Genomic DNA, 20,257 nt, shown 5'->3' with positions numbered 1-20,257 from the left:
GAGTAAATATCATGTTGTTAGTGGATTCCCACTGTCATCTTGACGGTTTGGATTATGAGTCATTGCATAAAGATGTCTCCGACGTGCTGGAGAAAGCGAAACGTCGCGATGTCGGCTTCCTTCTGGCGGTGGCGACAACGCTGCCCGGCTATCGTGCCATGGTGGAGTTAATTGGTGAGCGCGATAACGTGGCCTTTTCCTGCGGCGTTCATCCGCTGAATCAGGAAGCCCCTTATGATTATGCCGAGCTGCGTGAGCTAGCCAGCGCCAGCCGTGTGGTGGCAATGGGGGAAACGGGTCTGGATTATTTCTATCAGCAGGAGACGAAAGCCCAGCAGCAGGAGTCGTTTCGCGAACACATTCGTATTGGCAATGATCTGAACAAGCCTGTCATCGTGCATACGCGTGCTGCCCGTGAAGATACGCTGGCAATTCTGCGTGACGAGCAGGCGGAGAAATGCAGCGGCGTTCTGCACTGCTTTACGGAAGATTTGATCACGGCAAAAGCGCTGCTGGATATGGGGTTCTATATCTCGTTTTCTGGGATCGTGACGTTCCGTAATGCAGAAGAGTTGCGTGACGTCGCGCGTTACGTACCGCTGGATCGGATGCTGATTGAGACGGATTCCCCTTGGCTTGCGCCAGTTCCGTTCCGGGGCCAGGAAAACCAGCCTGCGTATGTACGCGATGTCGCAGAATATCTCGCTGTACTGAAAGGCACATCGCTGGAAACCCTCGCTGCCACCACGACAGAAAACTTCTCCCGCCTGTTTCACATCGACCCAGCTCGGTTGACCGCCGCGCAATAGTGGCTGAGAATAGCCGAGTTTTTTTTATCCGTGTAATTAATAGCGCTTCATAATCCCCTTGATTAGGTTTTTTCTCTTCAGGGGGACGTGTTTTTTCGCGATATATCACAGAAAAGCGCAATATCTGTTCGATCTCAGCCTGTTGGCTTGTGGAAACGTGATAGCAATCAAACATTGTGAACGCTATTTATTTTACTCTGCGTAAAAATTAAAGGGGGCTAAGACACCCCAACTCGCAAAGGCCATCCTCCCCGTCTTTGCTTATATGAAGTATCAGAAGTAAAAGCACTATTACTCAGGAGCACACTCAATTATGTTCAAGAATGCATTCGCAAACCTGCAAAAAGTAGGTAAGTCGCTAATGCTGCCCGTATCCGTACTCCCTATCGCAGGTATCCTGCTGGGTGTCGGTTCGGCCAATTTTAGCTGGTTGCCTGAAATTGTCTCCAGCGTCATGGCTCAGGCTGGTGACTCGGTGTTTGCCAACATGCCGTTGATTTTTGCTATTGGTGTTGCCCTGGGCTTCACTAATAACGACGGTGTTTCCGCACTGGCGGCGGTGGTGGCTTATGGCATCATGGTTAAGACCATGGCTGCGATTGCGCCGCTGGTTCTTAATCTACCGGCTGCCGAGATCACGGCGAAGCACCTGGCGGATACGGGTGTTCTGGGCGGGATCATTGCCGGTGCGATTGCCGCGTATATGTTTAACCGTTTCTACCGCATTCAGTTGCCTGAGTATCTGGGCTTCTTTGCCGGTAAACGTTTTGTGCCGATTATTTCCGGCCTGACGGCAATCATTGTCGGTACGCTGTTGTCCTTCATCTGGCCACCGGTTGGTAGCGCGATCCAGGTATTCTCTCACTGGGCAGCGAATGAGAACCCGATGCTGGCATTCGGTATCTATGGGGTCGTTGAACGTTCTCTGGTACCGTTTGGTCTGCACCATATCTGGAACGTACCTTTCCAAATGCAGGTTGGTGAGTTCACCAATGCGGCGGGTCAGGTTTTCCACGGCGATATCCCTCGTTACATTGCAGGTGACCCGACTGCGGGCAAACTGTCCGGTGGTTTCCTGTTTAAAATGTACGGCTTGCCAGCTGCGGCTATTGCTATCTGGCATTCAGCTAAGCCAGAAAACCGCGCAAAAGTGGGCGGCATCATGATCTCTGCGGCACTGACCTCGTTCCTGACGGGGATCACTGAGCCAATTGAGTTCTCCTTCATGTTTGTTGCGCCGATCCTGTATGTGATCCATGCGATTCTGGCGGGTCTGGCGTTCCCAATCTGTATCCTGTTGGGCATGCGTGATGGTACAAGCTTCTCCCACGGTCTGATCGACTTCGTGGTACTGAGCGGCAACGGTAGCAACCTGTGGCTGTTCCCGATTGTAGGTCTGTGCTATGCGCTGATTTACTACACCATCTTCCGCGTTCTGATTGCCAAACTGAACCTGAAAACACCAGGCCGTGAAGATAGCGCATCTGAGCAAACCTCACAGGACAGCACAGAAATGGCTGCCGCTCTGGTTAGCGCGTTTGGTGGTAAAGAAAACATCACTAACCTGGATGCGTGCATCACCCGTCTGCGCGTTAGCGTAGGCGATGTGGCTAAAGTTGATCAGGCTGGCCTGAAAAAACTGGGCGCAGCTGGTGTGGTTGTGGCAGGTTCCGGTGTTCAGGCAATTTTCGGTACCAAATCCGACAACCTGAAAACCGATATGGACGACTACATCCGTAACCACTGATGTGTTGTTGGGGAGTGGTAAAAAGGGGCGAAAGCCCCTTTTTTTATGGTCAGCGCGACCTCATTCCTTTCCCTGAGATTGCCGGGCGTAAACCACCAGACGCAGATGGCGATCTTCATCGATGATCAGCGACGTATGCTCGAAGGCTTCAGCCTTGCCGTCGATCATTAGTTGCCGCACGCCGCTGCACGGGGCGTGTACCTCATGCTGCCGCCACCACGTTTTGAAGTCTGGCGATACCTGTTCCAATTCGTCCACCAGTTCATGAATATCGGCCTCCTGCGTCGCGCGTGCGAAATCGCGGCGAAAGCTCGATAGCATCTGTGGAGCCTGTTGGTCCCAGCCGATGAATCGCTCATGCAGTAACGGATCGGTGAACAGCAGCCAGAGCAGATTACGTCTTTCTGGAGGATGCGCGTCAAAGCCGAAAAGCTGGTTTGCTGGTTCATTGAAGGCCAGCACGTCCCAGCGCAGGTTGAGTATATAGGCAGGATGCGGAGCCAGATCGTGCATCAGACGCCGTACCAGCGGCGGCACCACGCACCACGTCTTACCCGGTTCGGCTGGTGGTCGCTCATGCGCCAGCAGGAACAGGTGGCGACGTTCTGCTGCATCGAGCTTGAGCACCCGTGCCAGACTGTCCAGAAATGCCGCCGACACGCCGATATCACGTCCCTGTTCGAGCCAGGTGTACCACGTCAGACCCACGCCAGCCAACGCAGCCACTTCCTCACGTCGCAATCCCGGCGTGCGCCGTCTTCCTCCGCTGGGCAAGCCCACGTCGGCGGGGGATACCCGTTCACGCCGCGCGCGCAAAAAAGCGGCCAGATCGTGGCGAGTTCTTTCCAATGTTCGCATCGTTTTACCGCATTGCTTTTAGTAATAGCATAAGTGGTTAAATTGTAATTGTTTAAAAAGGATTTGAGAATGACGGCGTCATCATTTTCGATACGCAACTTCTCGATATGCAAGGATACATAAGATGAACTCAAATTATCGCGCGTCGGCACTGCCTACGGCGGCTGTCAATAGTCCGCCGTGGCTCGGCCTCTCTGTGCTGTTGATGGCCGGTTTTGTCACGATCTTCGATCTGTTCGTGGTCAATGTCGCTATTCCCAGCATGCAGGCCGATCTGGGCGCTAGCTTCGCGCAGATCGGCTTTATTGTTGCGGGTTACGAACTGGCCTTCGGCGTATTGCTGATTACGGGGGGGCGACTGGGGGATGTATTTGGCCGACGTCGCCTGTTTGTGGTGGGTATGGCCGGATTTACGCTTGCCTCTGCGCTGTGTGGCTTAGCACCCAACGCGGGGTTTCTGATTGGTGCGCGTATCTTGCAGGGGCTTGCGGCCGCTTTACTGTTTCCACAGGTTTACGCCTCTATCCGCGTCAATTTCGACGGTGACGATAGCCGCCGTGCCTTCGGTTTGCTGGGCATGACGCTGGGGCTCGCCGCTATCGCGGGTCAGGTACTGGGGGGATGGCTGGTACATGCCAATCTGTTCGGGCTGGGCTGGCGGAGTATTTTTCTTATCAATGTACCCATTGGCCTGCTGGCTATCGCATCTGCACGATTTATTCCTGAGTCCCGCACACCGCAGCGCCCTTCGCTGGACTGGGCGGGTGTGGCGTTGGTCAGCGTTGGGCTGACGCTGCTCTTGGTGCCGCTGATCGAAGGCCCGGAGCAAGGCTGGCCAGCATGGAGCCTGTGGATGTTGGCCACAGCCACTATCTTGTTGACAGTTTTTCATCGCCAGCAGGAACGGCGACAGCTGATGGGGCATCTTCCGCTGGTGGATATGCGCCTGCTCGCACAGCGCCGCTTCCTACTGGGCGTGTTGCTGGTGTTGCTGGTGTATTCCACATCCAGCTCATTTTTCCTGTGTTTTGCTCTACTGGTGCAAACAGGGCTGGGGCTTGATCCTTTCCTCGCGGGCAGTATTTTCGCGCCGTGCAGCGTGGGCTTCGTTCTGGCATCGCTGGCTGCACCACGTCTGGTTGCCCGTTGGGGCACGCCTGCCATCGTCGCGGGGGCGTTGGTTTACGCTGTCTCGATCGGCCTGTTGATCATACAGGTGCAGATAGTGAGGGCGGATCTGGTGGCCGTTCGGCTGATCCCTGTGCTGGTGGTGGTCGGAGCGGGTCAAGGTTTCATCATGACGCCACTGTTGAATCTGGTGCTGGGTTTTGTCGATGAGGTTCAGGCTGGTATGGCATCGGGCGTGATCTCGACGGTTCAGCAGGTTGGGGCGGCGCTGGGTGTGGCCGTGGTGGGCATCCTGTTTGGTGCTGCGCTGGCGACAGGCGATGGTGCGGTGGCACAAGCAGGCCAATACGTTGCAGCCTTTGTGACGGGAATGCTCTACAACCTGATCGCGGCTCTGCTAGTCTGCATTCTGTTGCTGATGCTGGTAAGAACGCAGCGGTCATTCCGTTGATAGGACGGCGCACACACAAATTTTCGATGGACGGTGCGAAATCCTTACTACAGCAGTGATAGCATCACTGTTTTCGGGAGAAGGCAGGCATATTTCTGGTTTTTACTGGGAGTCGTATTTTGACCACCCGCACCAGAAATAGACGAAGAAGGTTGAAAGAAATGGAATATGTCACTCATACTGCCTACATGACGTCGTTCAACGCCAGCTTTAACAAGGAAATCAATCATGGCTGAAGAAACCATCTTTAGTAAAATCATCCGCCGGGAAATTCCTGCCGATATCGTGTATCAGGATGAACTGGTCACCGCCTTTCGTGACATCGCGCCTCGCACGCCAACCCATATCCTGATCATACCGAACGTACTGATCCCTACCGTTAACGACACGGCCCCCGAGCATGAAGCGGCGCTGGGACGTATGGTGACGGTCGCGGGTAAAATTGCGCAGCAGGAAGGGATTGCAGAGGACGGCTATCGCCTGATCATTAACTGCAACCGACACGGCGGGCAGGAGGTTTATCACATCCACATGCATCTGCTGGGTGGCCGCGCATTAGGGCCTTTGCTGGCGAACTAAGCTCGATGGTCATGGCTAGATTATTGTGTGAGAACATCATGCGTAACCCGATGCTTTTTCTGTCCGCATGTCTGATGGTTGGGCTGCTGGCGGGCTGTAGTGCGCCAAAGGTGCTGACCATCAATGAGCGGCAAACGCTGGTATTGGACGCTCCCGTGCTGTCGGCCAGTATTACTGCGGGGAACCCGTCACTGGATTCAGAGGATGGGCGATTGCGTGCTTCTTCTGTCGTCAGTAATGATGCTTCACATGCAGTGACCGTGCACTACCGTTTCTATTGGTATGATGAGAACGGACTGGACGTATTGCCTTTTGAGCAGGTGCAATCCCTTGAAATTCCTCCACAGACGGAAATGACGGTTTTTTCAACGCGCAGCAGTCCTAATGCGCGTCAGGTCCGTCTTCATCTGTTTTTGTAATGCTGTGCAGAGAGAGAAAATATGAAAAAGTATCTAGGGGTGATACTGGCGGCATTGGTCCTGACAGGCTGCCCCAGCCGTCCGCCGGAACCGACCGAACCACCTGCGACTATTGAGCCCGTTGAGCCTCAAGTGCCGACCACGCCAACGCCGCCGCCGGGAGAATCCGTACCACAACCGCCAAAAATCCAGACGTTGAACTGGGAAGCCAGCATTAATCCGCTGGTGGCGCAAATGCTGAAAGCCGATGGCGTCACGCCGGGCAGCATCCTGCTGGTGGATAGTGTGAAAAACAACACCAATGGCTCACTGACGATCGCGAAAGCGACGGGCGCATTGTACAGCGCGTTATCTTCCGGTAAGGCGTTTACGCTGGTGCCGCGTGAGCAACTGGCCGCTGCAAAACAAACGCTGGGTCTGTCGGTTGATGACAGCTTAGGATCGCGCAGCAAGGCGATTGGTCTGGCACGTTATGTCAGCGCGCAGTATGTGCTGTACAGCGATGTCAGTGGTGATGTGAAATCGCCGCAGCTCGACATGCAACTGATGCTGGTGCAGACCGGTGAAATTGTGTGGTCAGGCAATGGCGCCGTTCAGCATTAAGCAGGCAGGCATCCACCAGCAGCTGACTGCGACGATCCTGAAACATTTCCCGGCCGTGGAAATGGCGGATATTCGCTTTGAGCTGGTTGGTGGCTTGAGTAGTAAAAGCTGGCGTATCCGTGGTCCGGGCATCGAATGGCTTGCGCGTCGGCAATCGCCAACCGAGCGGAGAATGGGTGTCGATCGCCAGCGCGAGTTCGCTCTGCTGCGGCAGATGTCGGCGATAGGTCTCGCGCCACGGCCGCTGCTGTGGCGTGATGGCTGGCTGATTGTCGAGTGGGTGCCGGGGCGCATTGCCACCTCTGATGAGTTCCTGATGATGCTGGCTAATGGCGAAGTGGCGCGAATATTGTCTCAGCTTCATCGCCAGCCGCGTAGCGGCCATCCTCTCGATCTTAAAGTGCTATTCGCGCAGCACTGGCAGTTGATGGATCCGCGCCGCCGTTCGCCCGCGTTATTGCGCGCCCACCATTATTTTCAGCATGCAGCGCTACCCACGCCTTTGGCGTTGGCACCTCTCCACCTCGATGTGCATGCTGAAAACCTGCTGATTACTCCACAAGAAACGATGCTGATTGATTGGGAATATGCCTCAGATGGCGATATTGCCTTTGAACTGGCATTTATTGTGCGAGCCATCCAGATGGAAAGCCAGGCGCAAACGCATTTTCTACAGAGCTACCAGAGACATCGGCGAGGGCTTTCCGTGAGCCGCCTCCAGCAACAGATGATGCAGTGGTTCCCCTGGGTCGATTATCTGGTATTGATGTGGTTTGAGGTTCGCTGGCAGCAAACGAAGAACCCCGAGTTTTTAGCGGACATTCCCGCGCTATATCATCGGCTACAGTGAGGTCATCGGCTATAGTCAGGCTGACGGTGTGGCTTTTGTGGTAAAGATCATTTCATTAAGCAGTACACTCTAAAGAATGAGGTTTTTGTGGGTCCGGTAATGTTAGACGTTGCCAGCTATGAGCTGGATGCAGAAGATCGTGAAGTGCTGGAACATCCGCTGGTTGGTGGCGTGATTCTGTTTACCCGTAATTTTCATGACGCGGCGCAGTTGCGCGAACTGGTGCGTCAAATCCGCGCGGCGTCGCGCGAGCGCCTTGTAGTATCCGTGGATCAAGAAGGTGGGCGCGTTCAGCGTTTTCGTGACGGATTTACTCGTTTGCCTGCCGCGCAGGCGTTTGCGGCATTAAATAGCGAATCAGAAGCCCTGCGTTTGGCGGAAGAAGGCGGTTGGCTGATGGCGGCAGAAATGATCGCGATGGATATCGATATTAGCTTTGCGCCGGTGCTGGATATCGGCCACCAGAGCGCGGCGATTGGTGAGCGTTCATTTCATGCCAATCCAGAGACAGCGTTGGCGGTGGCGCAGCGCTTTATCCGCGGTATGCACAGCGCAGGCATGAAGGTCACGGGTAAGCACTTCCCCGGCCACGGAGTGGTCAGCGCCGACTCACATAAAGAAACGCCGCGCGATCCACGTCCGCTTGCGGAGATTCGTGCGCACGACATGCTGATTTTTAAAGAACTGATCCAGCGCCAGCAGTTGGATGCGATCATGCCTGCTCATGTGATCTACACAGAGGCCGATCCGCGTCCTGCCAGTGGTTCGTCCTATTGGCTCAAAACGGTGCTGCGTGAAGAGCTGGGTTTTGATGGCATCATTTTCTCTGACGATCTCTCGATGGAAGGTGCCGCTGTGATGGGTAGCTATCCCGAGCGGGCGCAGGCGGCATTGCAGGCTGGATGTGACATGATCCTGGTCTGTAACCATCGTGAAGGGGCGGTCAGCGTGCTGGATAACCTGTCCCCGGTCAAAGCGGAGCAACTGACGCGCTTATATCATCAGGGTTCGTTTTCTCGTCGGGAACTGCTGGATTCGCCACGCTGGAAGCAGGCTAATCAGGCGCTCACATTACTCAGCGAGCGCTGGCAGGCGCATAAAAATGGCGAGAAATAGGCAACCCAGTCTGCGGTGAGGATGAAAGATGATTATCTATTTACACGGTTTTGACTCGACCAGCCCCGGCAACCATGAAAAGGTCCTACAGCTTCAGTTTATTGATGAAGATGTTCGGCTGATTAGCTACAGCACGTTGCATCCGCGTCATGATATGCAACATCTGCTCAAGCAGGTGGATAAGACGATTCAGCAGTCTGATGACGATCGTCCGCTGATCTGTGGCGTGGGATTGGGGGGATTTTGGGCCGAACGTGTCGGTTTCCTGTGTGATATACGGCAAGTCATCGTTAATCCTAACCTTTTCCCGCAGGAAAACATGAGCGGGAAAATCGATCGCCCAGAAGAGTATCTGGATATCGCCACGAAGTGCGTGGCGAACTTTCGTGAAAAGAACCGCGATCGCTGCATGGTGATGCTCTCTCGTCAGGATGAAATGCTCGACAGCCAGCGTAGCGCGCAGACGTTGGGAACGTATTACGAGATCGTCTGGGACGATATTCAGACGCATAAATTCAAAAGCATCTCCCCCCATTTGCAGAGAATAAAAGCCTTCAAAACGCTCGGTTAACCCTGCGTTAGCGATGACTTGTTAACGGCTGCTGTCGTTCCTTCTGGTATCCTTTTTTGAGGGAGATCAGGAGGAATGACGCAATTTATTTACTTTCCTTAGTTCATCCAGCGGCGCAGACGCGCACGATTCAGCATTTTCTCTTCGCGCAGATTTCCTCTAATTCACTGAAATAAAGATGGAATTTTCTCGCTAAAAACCTGCTCGACAAAATAAATTGATATATATCAATTTTGGTATGACCAAATAACCTAGCGTGCTATTCTTGCAGCAGATATGAGGCTTAACTTACGCGAACCCTATGTTATATAAGGATATTATTTTTTACTCTTTATTAACGATTGGTTCACATTTTAGGGGGTCATTTTGACATCACCAACCAAAAAAATTGTCATTGTCGGCGGGGGAGCTGGCGGACTTGAACTCGCAACGAGTTTGGGCCACAAGTTAGGACGCAAGAAAAAAGCGGAGATCACGCTGGTGGATCGCAACCACAGCCACCTGTGGAAACCGCTGCTACATGAAGTGGCAACCGGCTCACTGGACGACGATATGGATGCGCTGAGCTATCTGGCGCACGCCCGCAATCACTATTTCCAGTTCCAACTGGGCATGTTGACGGATATCGATCGTGAACAGCAGCAGATTCAACTGGCTGAAGTGTGTGACGAGCAAGGCGATGTGCTGGTCGCGGCACGCCGTATTCCTTATGACATTTTGGTGGTGGCATTAGGCAGCGCCTCAAATGACTTCGGCACGCCGGGCGTGAAAGATCACTGTATTTTCCTGGATAACCCGAAACAAGCCCGTCGTTTCCATAATGAAATGCTGAATTTGTTCCTGAAATTCACGGCAAATCAGGAAGAAAAAGAGCGAGTGAACATCGCGATTGTGGGCGGTGGTGCGACAGGAGTCGAGTTGTCTGCGGAATTGCATAACGCGGTGAAACAGCTGCACAGCTACGGCTTTGACGGGCTGGATAACCAAACGCTGAATGTGACGCTGGTGGAAGCGGGCGAACGTATTCTGCCTGCGCTGCCGCCGCGTATTTCAGCGGCTGCACATCAGGAATTGAACAATATTGGCGTTCGCGTGTTGACAAAAACCATGGTGACCAGCGCAGAACGTGGCGGTCTGAATACCAAAGACGGTGAATTTATCGAAGCCGACCTGATGGTTTGGGCGGCGGGCATCAAAGCACCGGATGCGATGAAAGAGATTGCAGGTCTGGAAACGAACCGGATTAATCAGCTGGTAGTTGAACCGACGTTGCAGACGACGCGCGATCCCAACATTTTCGCCATTGGCGACTGTGCCTCCTGCCCGCAGGAAGGTGGCGGGTTTGTGCCACCGCGCGCACAGGCGGCTCACCAGATGGCATCACGTTGCCACAGCAATATCATCGCGTTGCTGAACGGGCAAACGCTGAAACCTTATGTCTATAAAGATCACGGTTCGCTGGTTTCGCTGTCTAAATTTAGTACGGTTGGCAGCCTGATGGGGAACCTGATGCGGGGCTCCGTCATGGTAGAAGGGCGGATTGCACGTTTCGTGTATATCTCTCTCTATCGTATGCATCAGGTTGCTCTGCATGGCTATGTTAAAACTGGCCTAATGATGTTGGTCGGTGGGATCAACCGGGTGATTCGCCCACGTCTGAAACTGCATTAATTCATCGCAGTTGACAGCTTTCTGATACGGGCGTGAACGCAATGTCATGCCCGTATTCTTTTCTGTCAGCGGCCATCTTTTTACTTACTCAGTAACCCTCTCTTTTCCGTCAATCTACTCCCCCTTGTTTCTGAGCTGTCGCACGATGGGCTACTTCTCTGATGTGGCAGTATAAAATGTCGTCCTATTACCAATTCCAGTTAAGATAATTCCCAAATGACGGTTTTATGTTACGAATCTGACAGTTTTGGTTAATTAGTCTTATTGCGAGAGTGTGAAACATTGTGCAGACTTTCCACTGTTTACAGATGGCGTAGCACGCACGCCGAAAATTCTGAATGCTGATATTCAGAAGGAACCATCGGATTCATCGCGTTAAACGCGAGCTGACGTAAAACAATGTTTCGTCAGGATTGCAGGTGGGGAATGCGTGAGAATAGATTCGGGAGGTATCCTGTGAACAAATCAATGTTAGCGGGTGTAGGTATTGGTGTGGCTGCTGCATTGGGTGTGGCGGCGGTGGCGAGTATGGATGTCTTTTCCTCTAAACCTCAGTTTGCACAGGTGCTAACAGCAACACCGATTAAAGAAACGGTCAAAACGCCTCGTCAGGAATGCCGCAATGTGAGCGTGACGCATCGTCGCCCAGTGCAGGATGAAAACCAGATCGCCGGGTCGGTACTGGGTGCCGTGGCTGGGGGCGTGTTGGGGCACCAGATTGGTGGCGGACGCGGTAAAGATATCGCGACGGTAGCGGGCGCGTTGGCCGGTGGTTATGCAGGTAACCGCGTACAAAGCGGCATGCAGGAAAATGATACGTATACGACGCAGCAACAGCGCTGTCAGACCGTGTACGACAAATCACAAAAAGTTCTGGGTTATGATGTCACCTATAAAATCGGCGACCAGCAGGGTAAAATCCGCATGGATCGCGATCCTGGTACACAAATTCCAGTAGATCGAAACGGGCAATTAGTCCTGAACCAACAGAGTTAATTGACTCCAACGTCTACGGTTTTGCGCTGACACCATCTCTAAAAACCGCGAGACACCTGAAGAAGGTGCTCGCGGTTTTTTCATTGTACGATCTTCCTGCTCTCAGCCAGTTTCATGCTCAACGATAACAATACGGCGACAGCTGCAAATCCAGCAGCCAGCCAAAGCGTCGTAATCAGGCCAGAGCTATCGACTATCTGGCCGCCTACCCATGACCCAAGCGCGATGCCAACATTAAAAACGCCAACATACAGCGCGGAGGCCATCTCCACGGCGCGCGGCGCGGCCTTCATCATCCAGGTCATCAAACCGACAGACACGCCGCCGTAGGCTAATCCCCAGACGAGCAGCGCTATACTGCCGCCGAAATGTGAACCACCGACGGTCAGGAACAAGATTGGGGTCAACAACAGTCCCAACGCGATTGCCATCAAGGTTAACGTCGTGCGCCGCGCTGCGATGATGCCCGCCAGAAAATTGCCGATGATGCCTGCCAGACCATAGGCGAACAGCAATGCGCCGATCCATCGCGCATCGAACCCTGACACCGATAGCAGCAGTGGTCGCACGAAGGTAAAAGCCATGAAGTGTCCGGCTACCAGTAACAGCGTCAGAATTAACCCGACTTGCAGTTTACGGTTGATCAACTGCTCGCCGAACTGGCGTAAGGTGACGGAATGGGCGACGGGCAAGGCAGGAATAACCGCGAGGTGAAGCACTAGCACCAGCCCGCTAAAGACAGCCATGCAGCCGAAGGCCCAGCGCCATCCGGCGAGATCGCCGATCAGTGCGCCGAACGGCACACCCAGCACCGATGCCGCCGCGACACCGCCAAAAATGATAGATGTCGCCAGACCGATGGCGTGATCGGGAACGAGTCGGGCCGCCAGACCACCGGCAATTGCCCAGATACCGCCCATGCAGAAACCAACCAGCACGCGTGCCGCCAGCATCCAACCGATGTCCGGTGCCAGTGCCGAGGCAATGTTGGCGATAACCAGCAGCGTCAGCAGTCCGCATAGGATCCTGCGTCTATCCATACCACCGGATGCGATGACCACGAGTGGGGCGAATAACGCGGCTAACAGTGCAGGCAGTGAAATCATCAGGCCAGCGGTTCCGGTAGAAGTCTGTAACGTATCGGCAATCGGCGTTAGCAAGCCGACCGGAAGCATTTCCGTCGTGACGACAGAGAAGGTCGCAAGACCGACGGCGACGACGGCCAGCCAGAGATGCTGTGAAGCTGCACCTATAGGGATAGAGGAAGACGTATTCATGGTTCAGTCCTTAATAGGGGGAACAAGCGGTTTAACCGTCAAGCGACATGGGGAAGAGAGGAGGCATGTGCCCGCAGGCGCTGGTACCCCCACAGCGCGACCAGCAGCACCAGTACGCCAGCGCACAGCGCCACGGCGAATCCGGCTCGAGCACCGTCATCATCGACAACGTGGCCTGATACCGCAGCGCCCAGCGCCACGCCGACATTCAACCCTGCCAGCAGCCAGGTCATGCCTTCGGTCAGGCGATGTTCGGGAACCAGACGTTCGATCAGCGACATTGCCACGATCATGGTGGGGGCGAAGAACAGCCCGGCGATCAGCACGGCCGCAGCCAGTGCCGGAATGCTGCCAACCAGCAGTAGAGGCAACGTGGTTGCTGCCGTTGCCAAGCCGCCCAGCAACAGCAACTGGTGCAATGCGGTTCGCAGCTTGAGAGCGCCAAACACCAGTCCGGCCAGACAGGAACCTACCGCATAAGCCGACAGCACCAGACTGGCCGCAGCAGGCTGACCATGCTGTTCGGCGAAGGCGACGCTGACGATATCCACGGTGCCCACGATGACGCCCATCGCGACCATCAACAGCGCCAGCAAACGCACGTTCGGCTGCTTGATCACCGACCCTGAACGATCCGTGCAGACATCCTGTGCTTCTACCGGCGGTTCGGTGCCGCGCTGTGTCACCAGAGCAAACACGCCAATAATCAGCAAGAGCGCCGCTGCCAGCGGGCCAGCCTGAGGAAACACCGCGACGGACAGCCCGACAGCCAGCGGTGGTCCGGCGATAAAAGTGACTTCATCGAGCACCGTCTCCAGCGAGTAAGCCGTCTGCAAGCGAGGCTGGCCGCGATAGATTGCTGTCCAGCGTGCTCTTACCATCGCGGACATGCTGGGCATGAAACCCGCCAGCAAGGCTCCAATGAATAAGCTCCAGTCAGGTGCTTGCCACCAGGTGCTGACGAGCAGAAGCAGTATGCCGATCACGCTGACGGTGGTTGCAAGCGGTAGCACGCGGCCTTGCCCGTGGCGATCGACCAGACGGGAGATCTGCGGTGACAGCAGCGCGTAGGTCAGCACAAAGGTGGCGGACACGGCACCCGCCAGCGCATAGCTGCCGCGCAGTTGCGACAACATAGTGATCATGCCAATGCCCGTCATGGGCAGCGGAATGCGCGCCAGCAGGCCAGCCAGTGCAAAGCCCTTGGTGCCGGGTGCGGTGAAAAGTTCTCGATAAGGATTGACCATCTCATTCTCCAAAGTGAATCCACTTGCCACCGCGCTGTGGCACAGCGACAATACATACATAGCGTATGAATAAAAGCATATATTCATACGGAATGAATGTAAATAATCATACGATCTGTATGTAAGGATGTATCGATGGTTCGTCGTACCCGTGCTGAAATGGAAGAAACCCGCGCTACGCTGCTGGCTACTGCCCGTAAGGTCTTTAGCGAACGCGGCTATGCTGACACCTCAATGGACGATCTCACTGCGCAGGCGAGCCTGACCCGTGGGGCGCTTTATCACCACTTCGGTGACAAGAAAGGACTATTGGCAGCCGTGGTGGAACAGATCGATGCCGAGATGGATGAACGACTGCAAGCCATCTCCGATACCGCTGAAGATGCCTGGGAAGGCTTTCGGCGCCGCTGCTGCGCCTATCTGGAAATGGCGCGGGAGCCGGAGATTCAGCGCATTGTGCTGCGCGATGCCCGGGCAGTTTTGGGCGGCGCGTCGCCGGATTCACAGCGCCATTGTGTTGAGTCGATGCAGCGGCTGATCGATAACCTTATCCGACAGGGCGCGGTAGCGGATGTCGATCCACAGGCGCTTGCATCGTTAATCTACGGCAGTCTGGCCGAAGCGGCGTTCTGGATTGCGGAGGGAGAGGAGGGTAATGCGCGGCTGACACAAGGCGTTGCCGCGCTGGAATTGCTGCTGCGTGGGCTGTTAATCAAGCCACGGTAGCGATCAAAAGAATAGCCTGACGAGACGCGTGGTTGGCGTCCCGTCTTTGGCTTAACGGCGGAAGATAATCTCTGCCCAGCGCGCCAATCCGGCGGTAACGGAGCCAAAATCGTTGCCGCTGGCGATAGGAATATCAGGAAGCAATTGCTGAATGGCCTGACGCAGTAGGGGAGAACGGGCGCTACCGCCGGTCAGGTAGATCACCTCCGGCCGGGTCTGACTGGTTTCTAGCGCCAACGTCACCTGCTGCTGAATACGCATGAGCGGATTCTCGATGGCGGCGTTGAGTTCATCAGCATGAATGCGCGTTGCCAGACCTGATTCGATAAAGTGCAAATCGGCCGCTGTTTCCGACTGGTTGGACAGTGCAATCTTGCTCTCTTCCGCCAGTTGAATCAGACGGTAGCTCAGGCGCTGTTGCCAGACGGTCAGCAGTCTTTTTACCAGCTCGGGCTGACGGGCATCGCGGATCATCTCGTTGATTAACGCGCGGCTGGCGGTGCTATGAAACTCTTTTTGCGCTGGGATATCGTTAATTGCGACCGCATTCCACCAGGTCATGATCGGCAGAGCGATGCCTTTTTCCGTCTCGCTATTCATGCCAAGCAGCGGCATCAGCTGTTTGAACGCCAGCATGATGTCCAGATCGTTACCGCCAACGCGGCAGCCGCTGTGTCCTAACAGACTTTGCGAACGTTCTTGCTGTTTGTGCCATTCTGGGCCCATCAGCAGCATGGAGCAGTCGGTGGTTCCGCCGCCGATATCCACAACCAGCACTCGCGTTTCTTTTGTCAGCGTAGATTCGAAATCCAGCCCGGCGGCCACAGGTTCAAACTGGAAGACGACGTCTTCAAATCCGGCACGGTGTGCCGCACGATCTAAAATTCCTTGCGCCTGCTGGTTGGCTTCTTCGCCGCCGATACTCTGAAAGTTAATCGGACGACCGATGACGGCCTGACGAATAGTCTGGTCAAGCTGGCTTTCTGCTTGCGTGCGGATATGCAGCATCATGGAGCAGACCAAATCTTCAAACAGCGCAATCTGCTGGGCTTTCAGCCCGACGGCACCGAGGAAGGACTTTGGCGATTTAACGAACCACGTTTCTTCCGGGTCATCCATATAGTGGCGTAACGCATCACGTCCGAATTTCACGCTATCCGACTGCACGCGAATATCTTCCTCGCGGTTGTAGCTGATGGCGCGCTTCAGCAGCAGTGCGTTCTCACCCTCAGCATTGACCTGATGGTGTCGCCATAACCACTCGCTAACCGCTTCACGCACGGGCGCGCACAGCAGAGAAGAAAGATAAGGCGAGCCATTTTCCAGCGACAGGAGCCGTGGTGTTCCCGCATCCATAACTGCCACCGAACAGTTGGCCGTACCGTAGTCAAAACCGATAAACATAGTGAGACCCCATGCCAAGAAAATTACCAGGAGAACTTTTTAACGTCGCACCCGCGATGACCCGGAAGGGGAGCCGACAAGGATGGCGAACCATAAAAAAAGGGAGCGACTTTACTGTGTTCCGGCAGGGCTTGTAAAGCCTGATGTGTTGGTGGCCGAATGTTTACTAATGACGAATCTAAGGGAACCCGAAGGTTCCCGTTTTTATCCTGAAAGCGGGCTATGTTGCCAGTGTATGCTGCGCCATGTTCCCCAGCAGTGAACCGATAAACTCGATGCGCTGCGGACGGTCGCTCAAATCCTTCATGAATTTCAGGCGGGTTGGGCCATCAAGGCGATAGGTGCCCGGATCGCGCTGTAACAGGCCGATGAGGTGGGAGGGATCGACGCGGTTTTGCTCGCTGAATTCGATAAAACCGCCTTTCTCGTTCCCTTCAATACGGCGAATGCCCAGTGCCTGTGCCTGCTGGCGCAAGGCGGCAACCTGCAACAGATAGCGGCTTGCATCGGGAAGAAGACCGAAGCGATCGATCAGTTCGACCTTCAACTCATCCAGCTCGGCGGGGGTTTTCGCACTGGCAATACGTTTGTATAACGACAGGCGCGTATTGACGTCAGGGATGAAATCATCGGGCAGCAGGGCAGGCAAACGCAGTTCGACGTCGGTCTGGCTGTTGATCAGATCTTCCAGCGACGGCTCCCGGCCCGCTTTTAAGGCATCGACAGCGCTTTCCAGCAGTTCCATATACAGCGAGAAACCGATGCTGGTCATCTGTCCGCTCTGATCGTCACCGAGCAGTTCGCCCGCGCCGCGGATTTCCAGATCGTGTGTTGCCAGCGCAAAACCGGCACCGAGGTCTTCCAGTGAGGCGATCGCTTCCAGACGCTTCTGCGCATCGGTGCTCATCGCTTTAGGATTTGGCGTCAGCAGGTAGGCGTAAGCCTGATGGTGTGAACGCCCGACGCGGCCGCGCAACTGGTGCAACTGGGCCAGGCCGAAGTGATCGGCACGCTCGATGATAATCGTGTTGGCGCTCGGTATATCGATCCCCGTTTCGATGATCGTGGTACACACCAGCACGTTAAAACGCTGATGGTGGAAGTCGTTCATGACCCGTTCCAGTTCGCGTTCGCGCATCTGGCCGTGACCGATCGCGATGCGTGCTTCCGGCACCAGCTCCGCCAGCCGCTGGGTGGCTTTCTCGATATTTTCGACGTCGTTATAGAGGTAGTACACCTGTCCGCCGCGCAGAATCTCACGCAAAATCGCTTCGCGCACCACCAGGTTGTCATATTCGCGCACGAACGTTTTGACGGCCAAACGGCGGGCGGGCGGTGTGGCGATGATCGACAGATCGCGCATCCCGCTCATGGCCATGTTGAGCGTCCGCGGAATCGGCGTGGCGGTCAGTGTCAGGATATCGACATCTGCTCGCATCGCTTTGATGCGTTCTTTATGGCGCACACCGAAGCGGTGCTCTTCATCTACAATCAGCAGCCCTAAATCGCGCCAGCGCACGTCGCTCTGTAACAGTTTATGGGTACCGATCAGAATATCGACTTTACCTTCCTGCGTTTCTTCCAGCACCTGAGTTTGTTCACGCGCGCTGCGGAAACGAGAAATCATCTCAATTTTCACTGGCCAGTTGGCAAAGCGATCGCGGAAGTTGTCAAAATGCTGCTGAGCCAACAGCGTCGTCGGCACCAACACGGCAACCTGCTTATGATTTTCAACGGCCAGAAACGCGGCACGCATCGCCACTTCGGTTTTACCAAAGCCGACATCGCCGCACACCAGACGATCCATTGCCAGCGGTTGGCACATGTCGCTCAGCACGGCGTTGATGGCCTGTGCCTGATCGGGCGTCGTCTCGAAGGGGAAACTTTCGCAGAAAAGCTGGTACTGCGTTTTGTCATGCTTAAACGCAAAGCCGCTTTTCGCCGCACGCTGGGCATAAATGTCCAGCAGTTCGGCGGCGACATCACGTACTCTTTCCGCCGCTTTTTGCCGCGCGCGCGACCAGGCATCGCCACCCAGTTTGTGCAACGGCGCATTCTCATCGGCCCCACCTGCATAGCGGCTGATCAAATGCAGTGAGGAGACGGGAACGTATAGTTTGTCTTCACCCGCATAGGTCAAAATCAGGTATTCGGCCTTGATGCCACCTGCCTCTAGCGTGGTTAACCCAACATAGCGGCCAACGCCGTGTTCGAGATGCACGACGGGTTGCCCCGGTCGCAGTTCTGCCAGATTGCGGATCAGCGTATCGGTGTTAATCGTACGGCGATTATCTTGACGACGACGGCTGACGCGTTCACCCAGCAGATCGCTTTCGCAGATTAGGGCACGCTGGCGCAACGTATCAATAAAACCGTGTTCGCTGGCTCCGATGATCAGGTAAGTGCCACGTCCTTGAGCCTGCTCCAGCGTACTGATAGGCGTAGGGTTCAGCTTGATGCGTGCCAGCAGCTCTTGTAGCGTTTCACGACGGCCTTCGCTCTCGACGGAGAAAATGATTTGGCCTTCAAACTGTTCGACAAAGCGGCGTAGCGTATCCAGCGGTGATTTCTGTTGATGCTGAACCGCCAGATCTGGCAGCGACAGATAGGCAAGATTCACGTTGGCGGCTTTTTCCGGCAGCGTATCGGTTCTCAACTGCACGCGTGGCCATCCTTTCAGCTCGGCGAACAGGCTATCGACACGCAGCCATAGTGAATCTGATGACAACAGGGGTCGCATGGGGTCGATACGGCGGCTTTCAAAGCGCTGCTGAATATCCTGCCAAAAGCGCTCGGCGCTCTGTTCGATATTGCCCGTGTTAACGATCAGCGTGTTGTTCGGGAAGTAGCTGAACAGCGACGGTAGCGGTTCGCTGAAGAATAACGGCTGCCAGTATTCGATCCCCGCAGGCCAGACGCCTTTGCTGACCTGTTGATAAATATGTTCAGCATCGCGCCGTACCTCGAACTGCTCGCGCCACAGGCTGCGGAAAAGTTCGATGGCGGTTTTATCGGTTGGGAACTCGTGCGCAGGCAGCAGATTAATGTGCTGCACTTCATTCAGTGTGCGCTGTGTATCCACATCGAACAGACGCAGGCTGTCGATCTCATCGTCAAAGAAATCGATACGATAGGGTTCTTCGCTCCCCATCGGGAACAGATCCAACAGCGCGCCGCGTGTCGCATACTCGCCATGTTCCATGACTTGATCGACGCTACGGTAGCCCGCTTGTTCCAGCTGCGTACGCAGTTTGTCGCGCGAAAGACGCTGGCCTTTTTTCAGCACCAGCGCGTGACCATGCAGGAAACTGTGCGGGCAAACGCGTTGCATCAGCGTGTTGACCGGCAGAATCAGGACGCCGCGCGTCATGTTGGGCAACTGATAAAGTGTGGAAAGGCGGGTCGAAATAATTTCCTGATGCGGAGAGAAACTATCGTAGGGCAGGGTTTCCCAGTCAGGTAACGTGGTGACGTTCTGTTCGGTAAATTGCTGAATTTCATCGCGTAATCGCAGGGCATTTTGCATATCAGGCGTGATAAGCACCACCAGCCCGGCGTGACGTTCAACGATCTCTGCACATTCAACGGCGCAGGCAGCGCCGGTTAACTGGCCCAGCAGGCGCTGCTCACCCGCTTTGGGCGGCAGCGAATAACGGTAATTTTCAGGCATCATCTGATTATCGGGTCTCGCCTCCCTGCATCCGGCTCGGAATAAGAAAAAGCCGTAGAGTGAGGGTGTTAGGGTTCCATAAAACAGTACTACCCTTTATTATCCTTGATCACTTTGCTTTGGCAACCTTATCCA

Annotated in this window: 17 protein-coding genes; 12 read left to right on the top strand and 5 right to left on the bottom strand. The window is 54.9% G+C overall.

Annotation, left to right across the window (positions count from 1 at the left end):
* The first annotated feature begins 11 nt into the window (after window positions 1-11).
* Window positions 12-809: a metal-dependent hydrolase gene (locus JFY74_12435; GenBank protein QQG26941.1), complete on the top strand. Its 798-nt coding sequence runs from the start codon at window positions 12-14 to the stop codon at window positions 807-809.
* Between the two features lie 313 nt (window positions 810-1,122).
* On the top strand, window positions 1,123-2,556 hold the full coding sequence (gene ptsG, locus JFY74_12430) for a PTS glucose transporter subunit IIBC (GenBank protein QQG26940.1): 1,434 nt from the start codon (window positions 1,123-1,125) through the stop codon (window positions 2,554-2,556).
* 60 nt (window positions 2,557-2,616) lie between these two features.
* Here ptsG and JFY74_12425 read toward each other — a convergent pair whose 3' ends face one another.
* The gene (locus JFY74_12425) at window positions 2,617-3,414 is read right to left on the bottom strand and encodes a helix-turn-helix domain-containing protein (protein QQG26939.1); all 798 of its coding nucleotides are present in this window, start codon (window positions 3,412-3,414) and stop codon (window positions 2,617-2,619) included.
* A gap of 124 nt (window positions 3,415-3,538) precedes the next feature.
* Here JFY74_12425 and JFY74_12420 point away from each other — a divergent pair, with 124 nt between their 5' ends.
* The 9 genes from JFY74_12420 to JFY74_12380 all read left to right on the top strand — a co-directional run bounded on the left by JFY74_12420 (window position 3,539) and on the right by JFY74_12380 (window position 11,798).
* On the top strand, window positions 3,539-4,993 hold the full coding sequence (locus tag JFY74_12420; GenBank protein QQG26938.1) for an MFS transporter: 1,455 nt from the start codon (window positions 3,539-3,541) through the stop codon (window positions 4,991-4,993).
* A gap of 228 nt (window positions 4,994-5,221) precedes the next feature.
* On the top strand, window positions 5,222-5,572 hold the full coding sequence (hinT, locus tag JFY74_12415; protein QQG26937.1) for a purine nucleoside phosphoramidase: 351 nt from the start codon (window positions 5,222-5,224) through the stop codon (window positions 5,570-5,572).
* A 38-nt stretch (window positions 5,573-5,610) separates the two neighbouring features.
* Window positions 5,611-5,991 carry a DUF1425 domain-containing protein gene (locus JFY74_12410; GenBank protein ID QQG30534.1) on the top strand — a complete coding sequence of 127 codons (381 nt, stop codon included), beginning with the start codon at window positions 5,611-5,613 and terminating at the stop codon, window positions 5,989-5,991.
* 21 nt (window positions 5,992-6,012) lie between these two features.
* On the top strand, window positions 6,013-6,594 hold the full coding sequence (lpoB, locus tag JFY74_12405; GenBank protein QQG26936.1) for a penicillin-binding protein activator LpoB: 582 nt from the start codon (window positions 6,013-6,015) through the stop codon (window positions 6,592-6,594).
* Entirely contained in the window at window positions 6,575-7,444 is an 870-nt protein-coding gene (gene thiK / locus JFY74_12400; GenBank protein QQG26935.1) for a thiamine kinase, read from the top strand. Before lpoB ends, thiK begins: the two co-directional genes overlap by 20 nt.
* An 87-nt stretch (window positions 7,445-7,531) precedes the next feature.
* Window positions 7,532-8,560, top strand: coding sequence for a beta-N-acetylhexosaminidase (nagZ, locus tag JFY74_12395; GenBank protein ID QQG26934.1), 1,029 nt, complete (start codon window positions 7,532-7,534; stop codon window positions 8,558-8,560).
* Window positions 8,561-8,588: 28 nt separating this feature from the next.
* A complete protein-coding gene (locus JFY74_12390; GenBank protein ID QQG26933.1) occupies window positions 8,589-9,131 on the top strand; it encodes an alpha/beta hydrolase in 543 nt (180 codons plus the stop codon).
* A gap of 366 nt (window positions 9,132-9,497) precedes the next feature.
* A complete protein-coding gene (locus JFY74_12385) occupies window positions 9,498-10,802 on the top strand; it encodes an NAD(P)/FAD-dependent oxidoreductase (protein QQG26932.1) in 1,305 nt (434 codons plus the stop codon).
* Between the two features lie 456 nt (window positions 10,803-11,258).
* Window positions 11,259-11,798 carry a glycine zipper 2TM domain-containing protein gene (locus JFY74_12380; protein QQG26931.1) on the top strand — a complete coding sequence of 180 codons (540 nt, stop codon included), beginning with the start codon at window positions 11,259-11,261 and terminating at the stop codon, window positions 11,796-11,798.
* Window positions 11,799-11,878: 80 nt separating this feature from the next.
* On the opposite strand, the gene JFY74_12375 is transcribed toward JFY74_12380, so the two are convergent.
* On the bottom strand, window positions 11,879-13,075 hold the full coding sequence (locus tag JFY74_12375; GenBank protein QQG26930.1) for an MFS transporter: 1,197 nt from the start codon (window positions 13,073-13,075) through the stop codon (window positions 11,879-11,881).
* 38 nt (window positions 13,076-13,113) lie between these two features.
* Window positions 13,114-14,322: an MFS transporter gene (locus JFY74_12370; protein QQG26929.1), complete on the bottom strand. Its 1,209-nt coding sequence runs from the start codon at window positions 14,320-14,322 to the stop codon at window positions 13,114-13,116.
* A gap of 135 nt (window positions 14,323-14,457) precedes the next feature.
* Here JFY74_12370 and JFY74_12365 point away from each other — a divergent pair, with 135 nt between their 5' ends.
* Window positions 14,458-15,048 carry a TetR family transcriptional regulator gene (locus JFY74_12365; GenBank protein ID QQG26928.1) on the top strand — a complete coding sequence of 197 codons (591 nt, stop codon included), beginning with the start codon at window positions 14,458-14,460 and terminating at the stop codon, window positions 15,046-15,048.
* Between the two features lie 51 nt (window positions 15,049-15,099).
* On the opposite strand, the gene yegD is transcribed toward JFY74_12365, so the two are convergent.
* A complete protein-coding gene (yegD, locus tag JFY74_12360) occupies window positions 15,100-16,452 on the bottom strand; it encodes a molecular chaperone (protein ID QQG26927.1) in 1,353 nt (450 codons plus the stop codon).
* A 220-nt stretch (window positions 16,453-16,672) separates the two neighbouring features.
* Entirely contained in the window at window positions 16,673-20,125 is a 3,453-nt protein-coding gene (mfd, locus tag JFY74_12355) for a transcription-repair coupling factor (protein QQG26926.1), read from the bottom strand.
* Between the last annotated feature and the right edge of the window lie 132 nt (window positions 20,126-20,257).

Source organism: Pectobacterium carotovorum, from assembly GCA_016415585.1.
GTDB classification, from domain to species: Bacteria; Pseudomonadota; Gammaproteobacteria; order Enterobacterales; family Enterobacteriaceae; genus Pectobacterium; species Pectobacterium carotovorum_K.
Note: the sequence above shows the minus strand (reverse complement) of the source record. Positions and strands in the feature narration are given on the sequence as shown.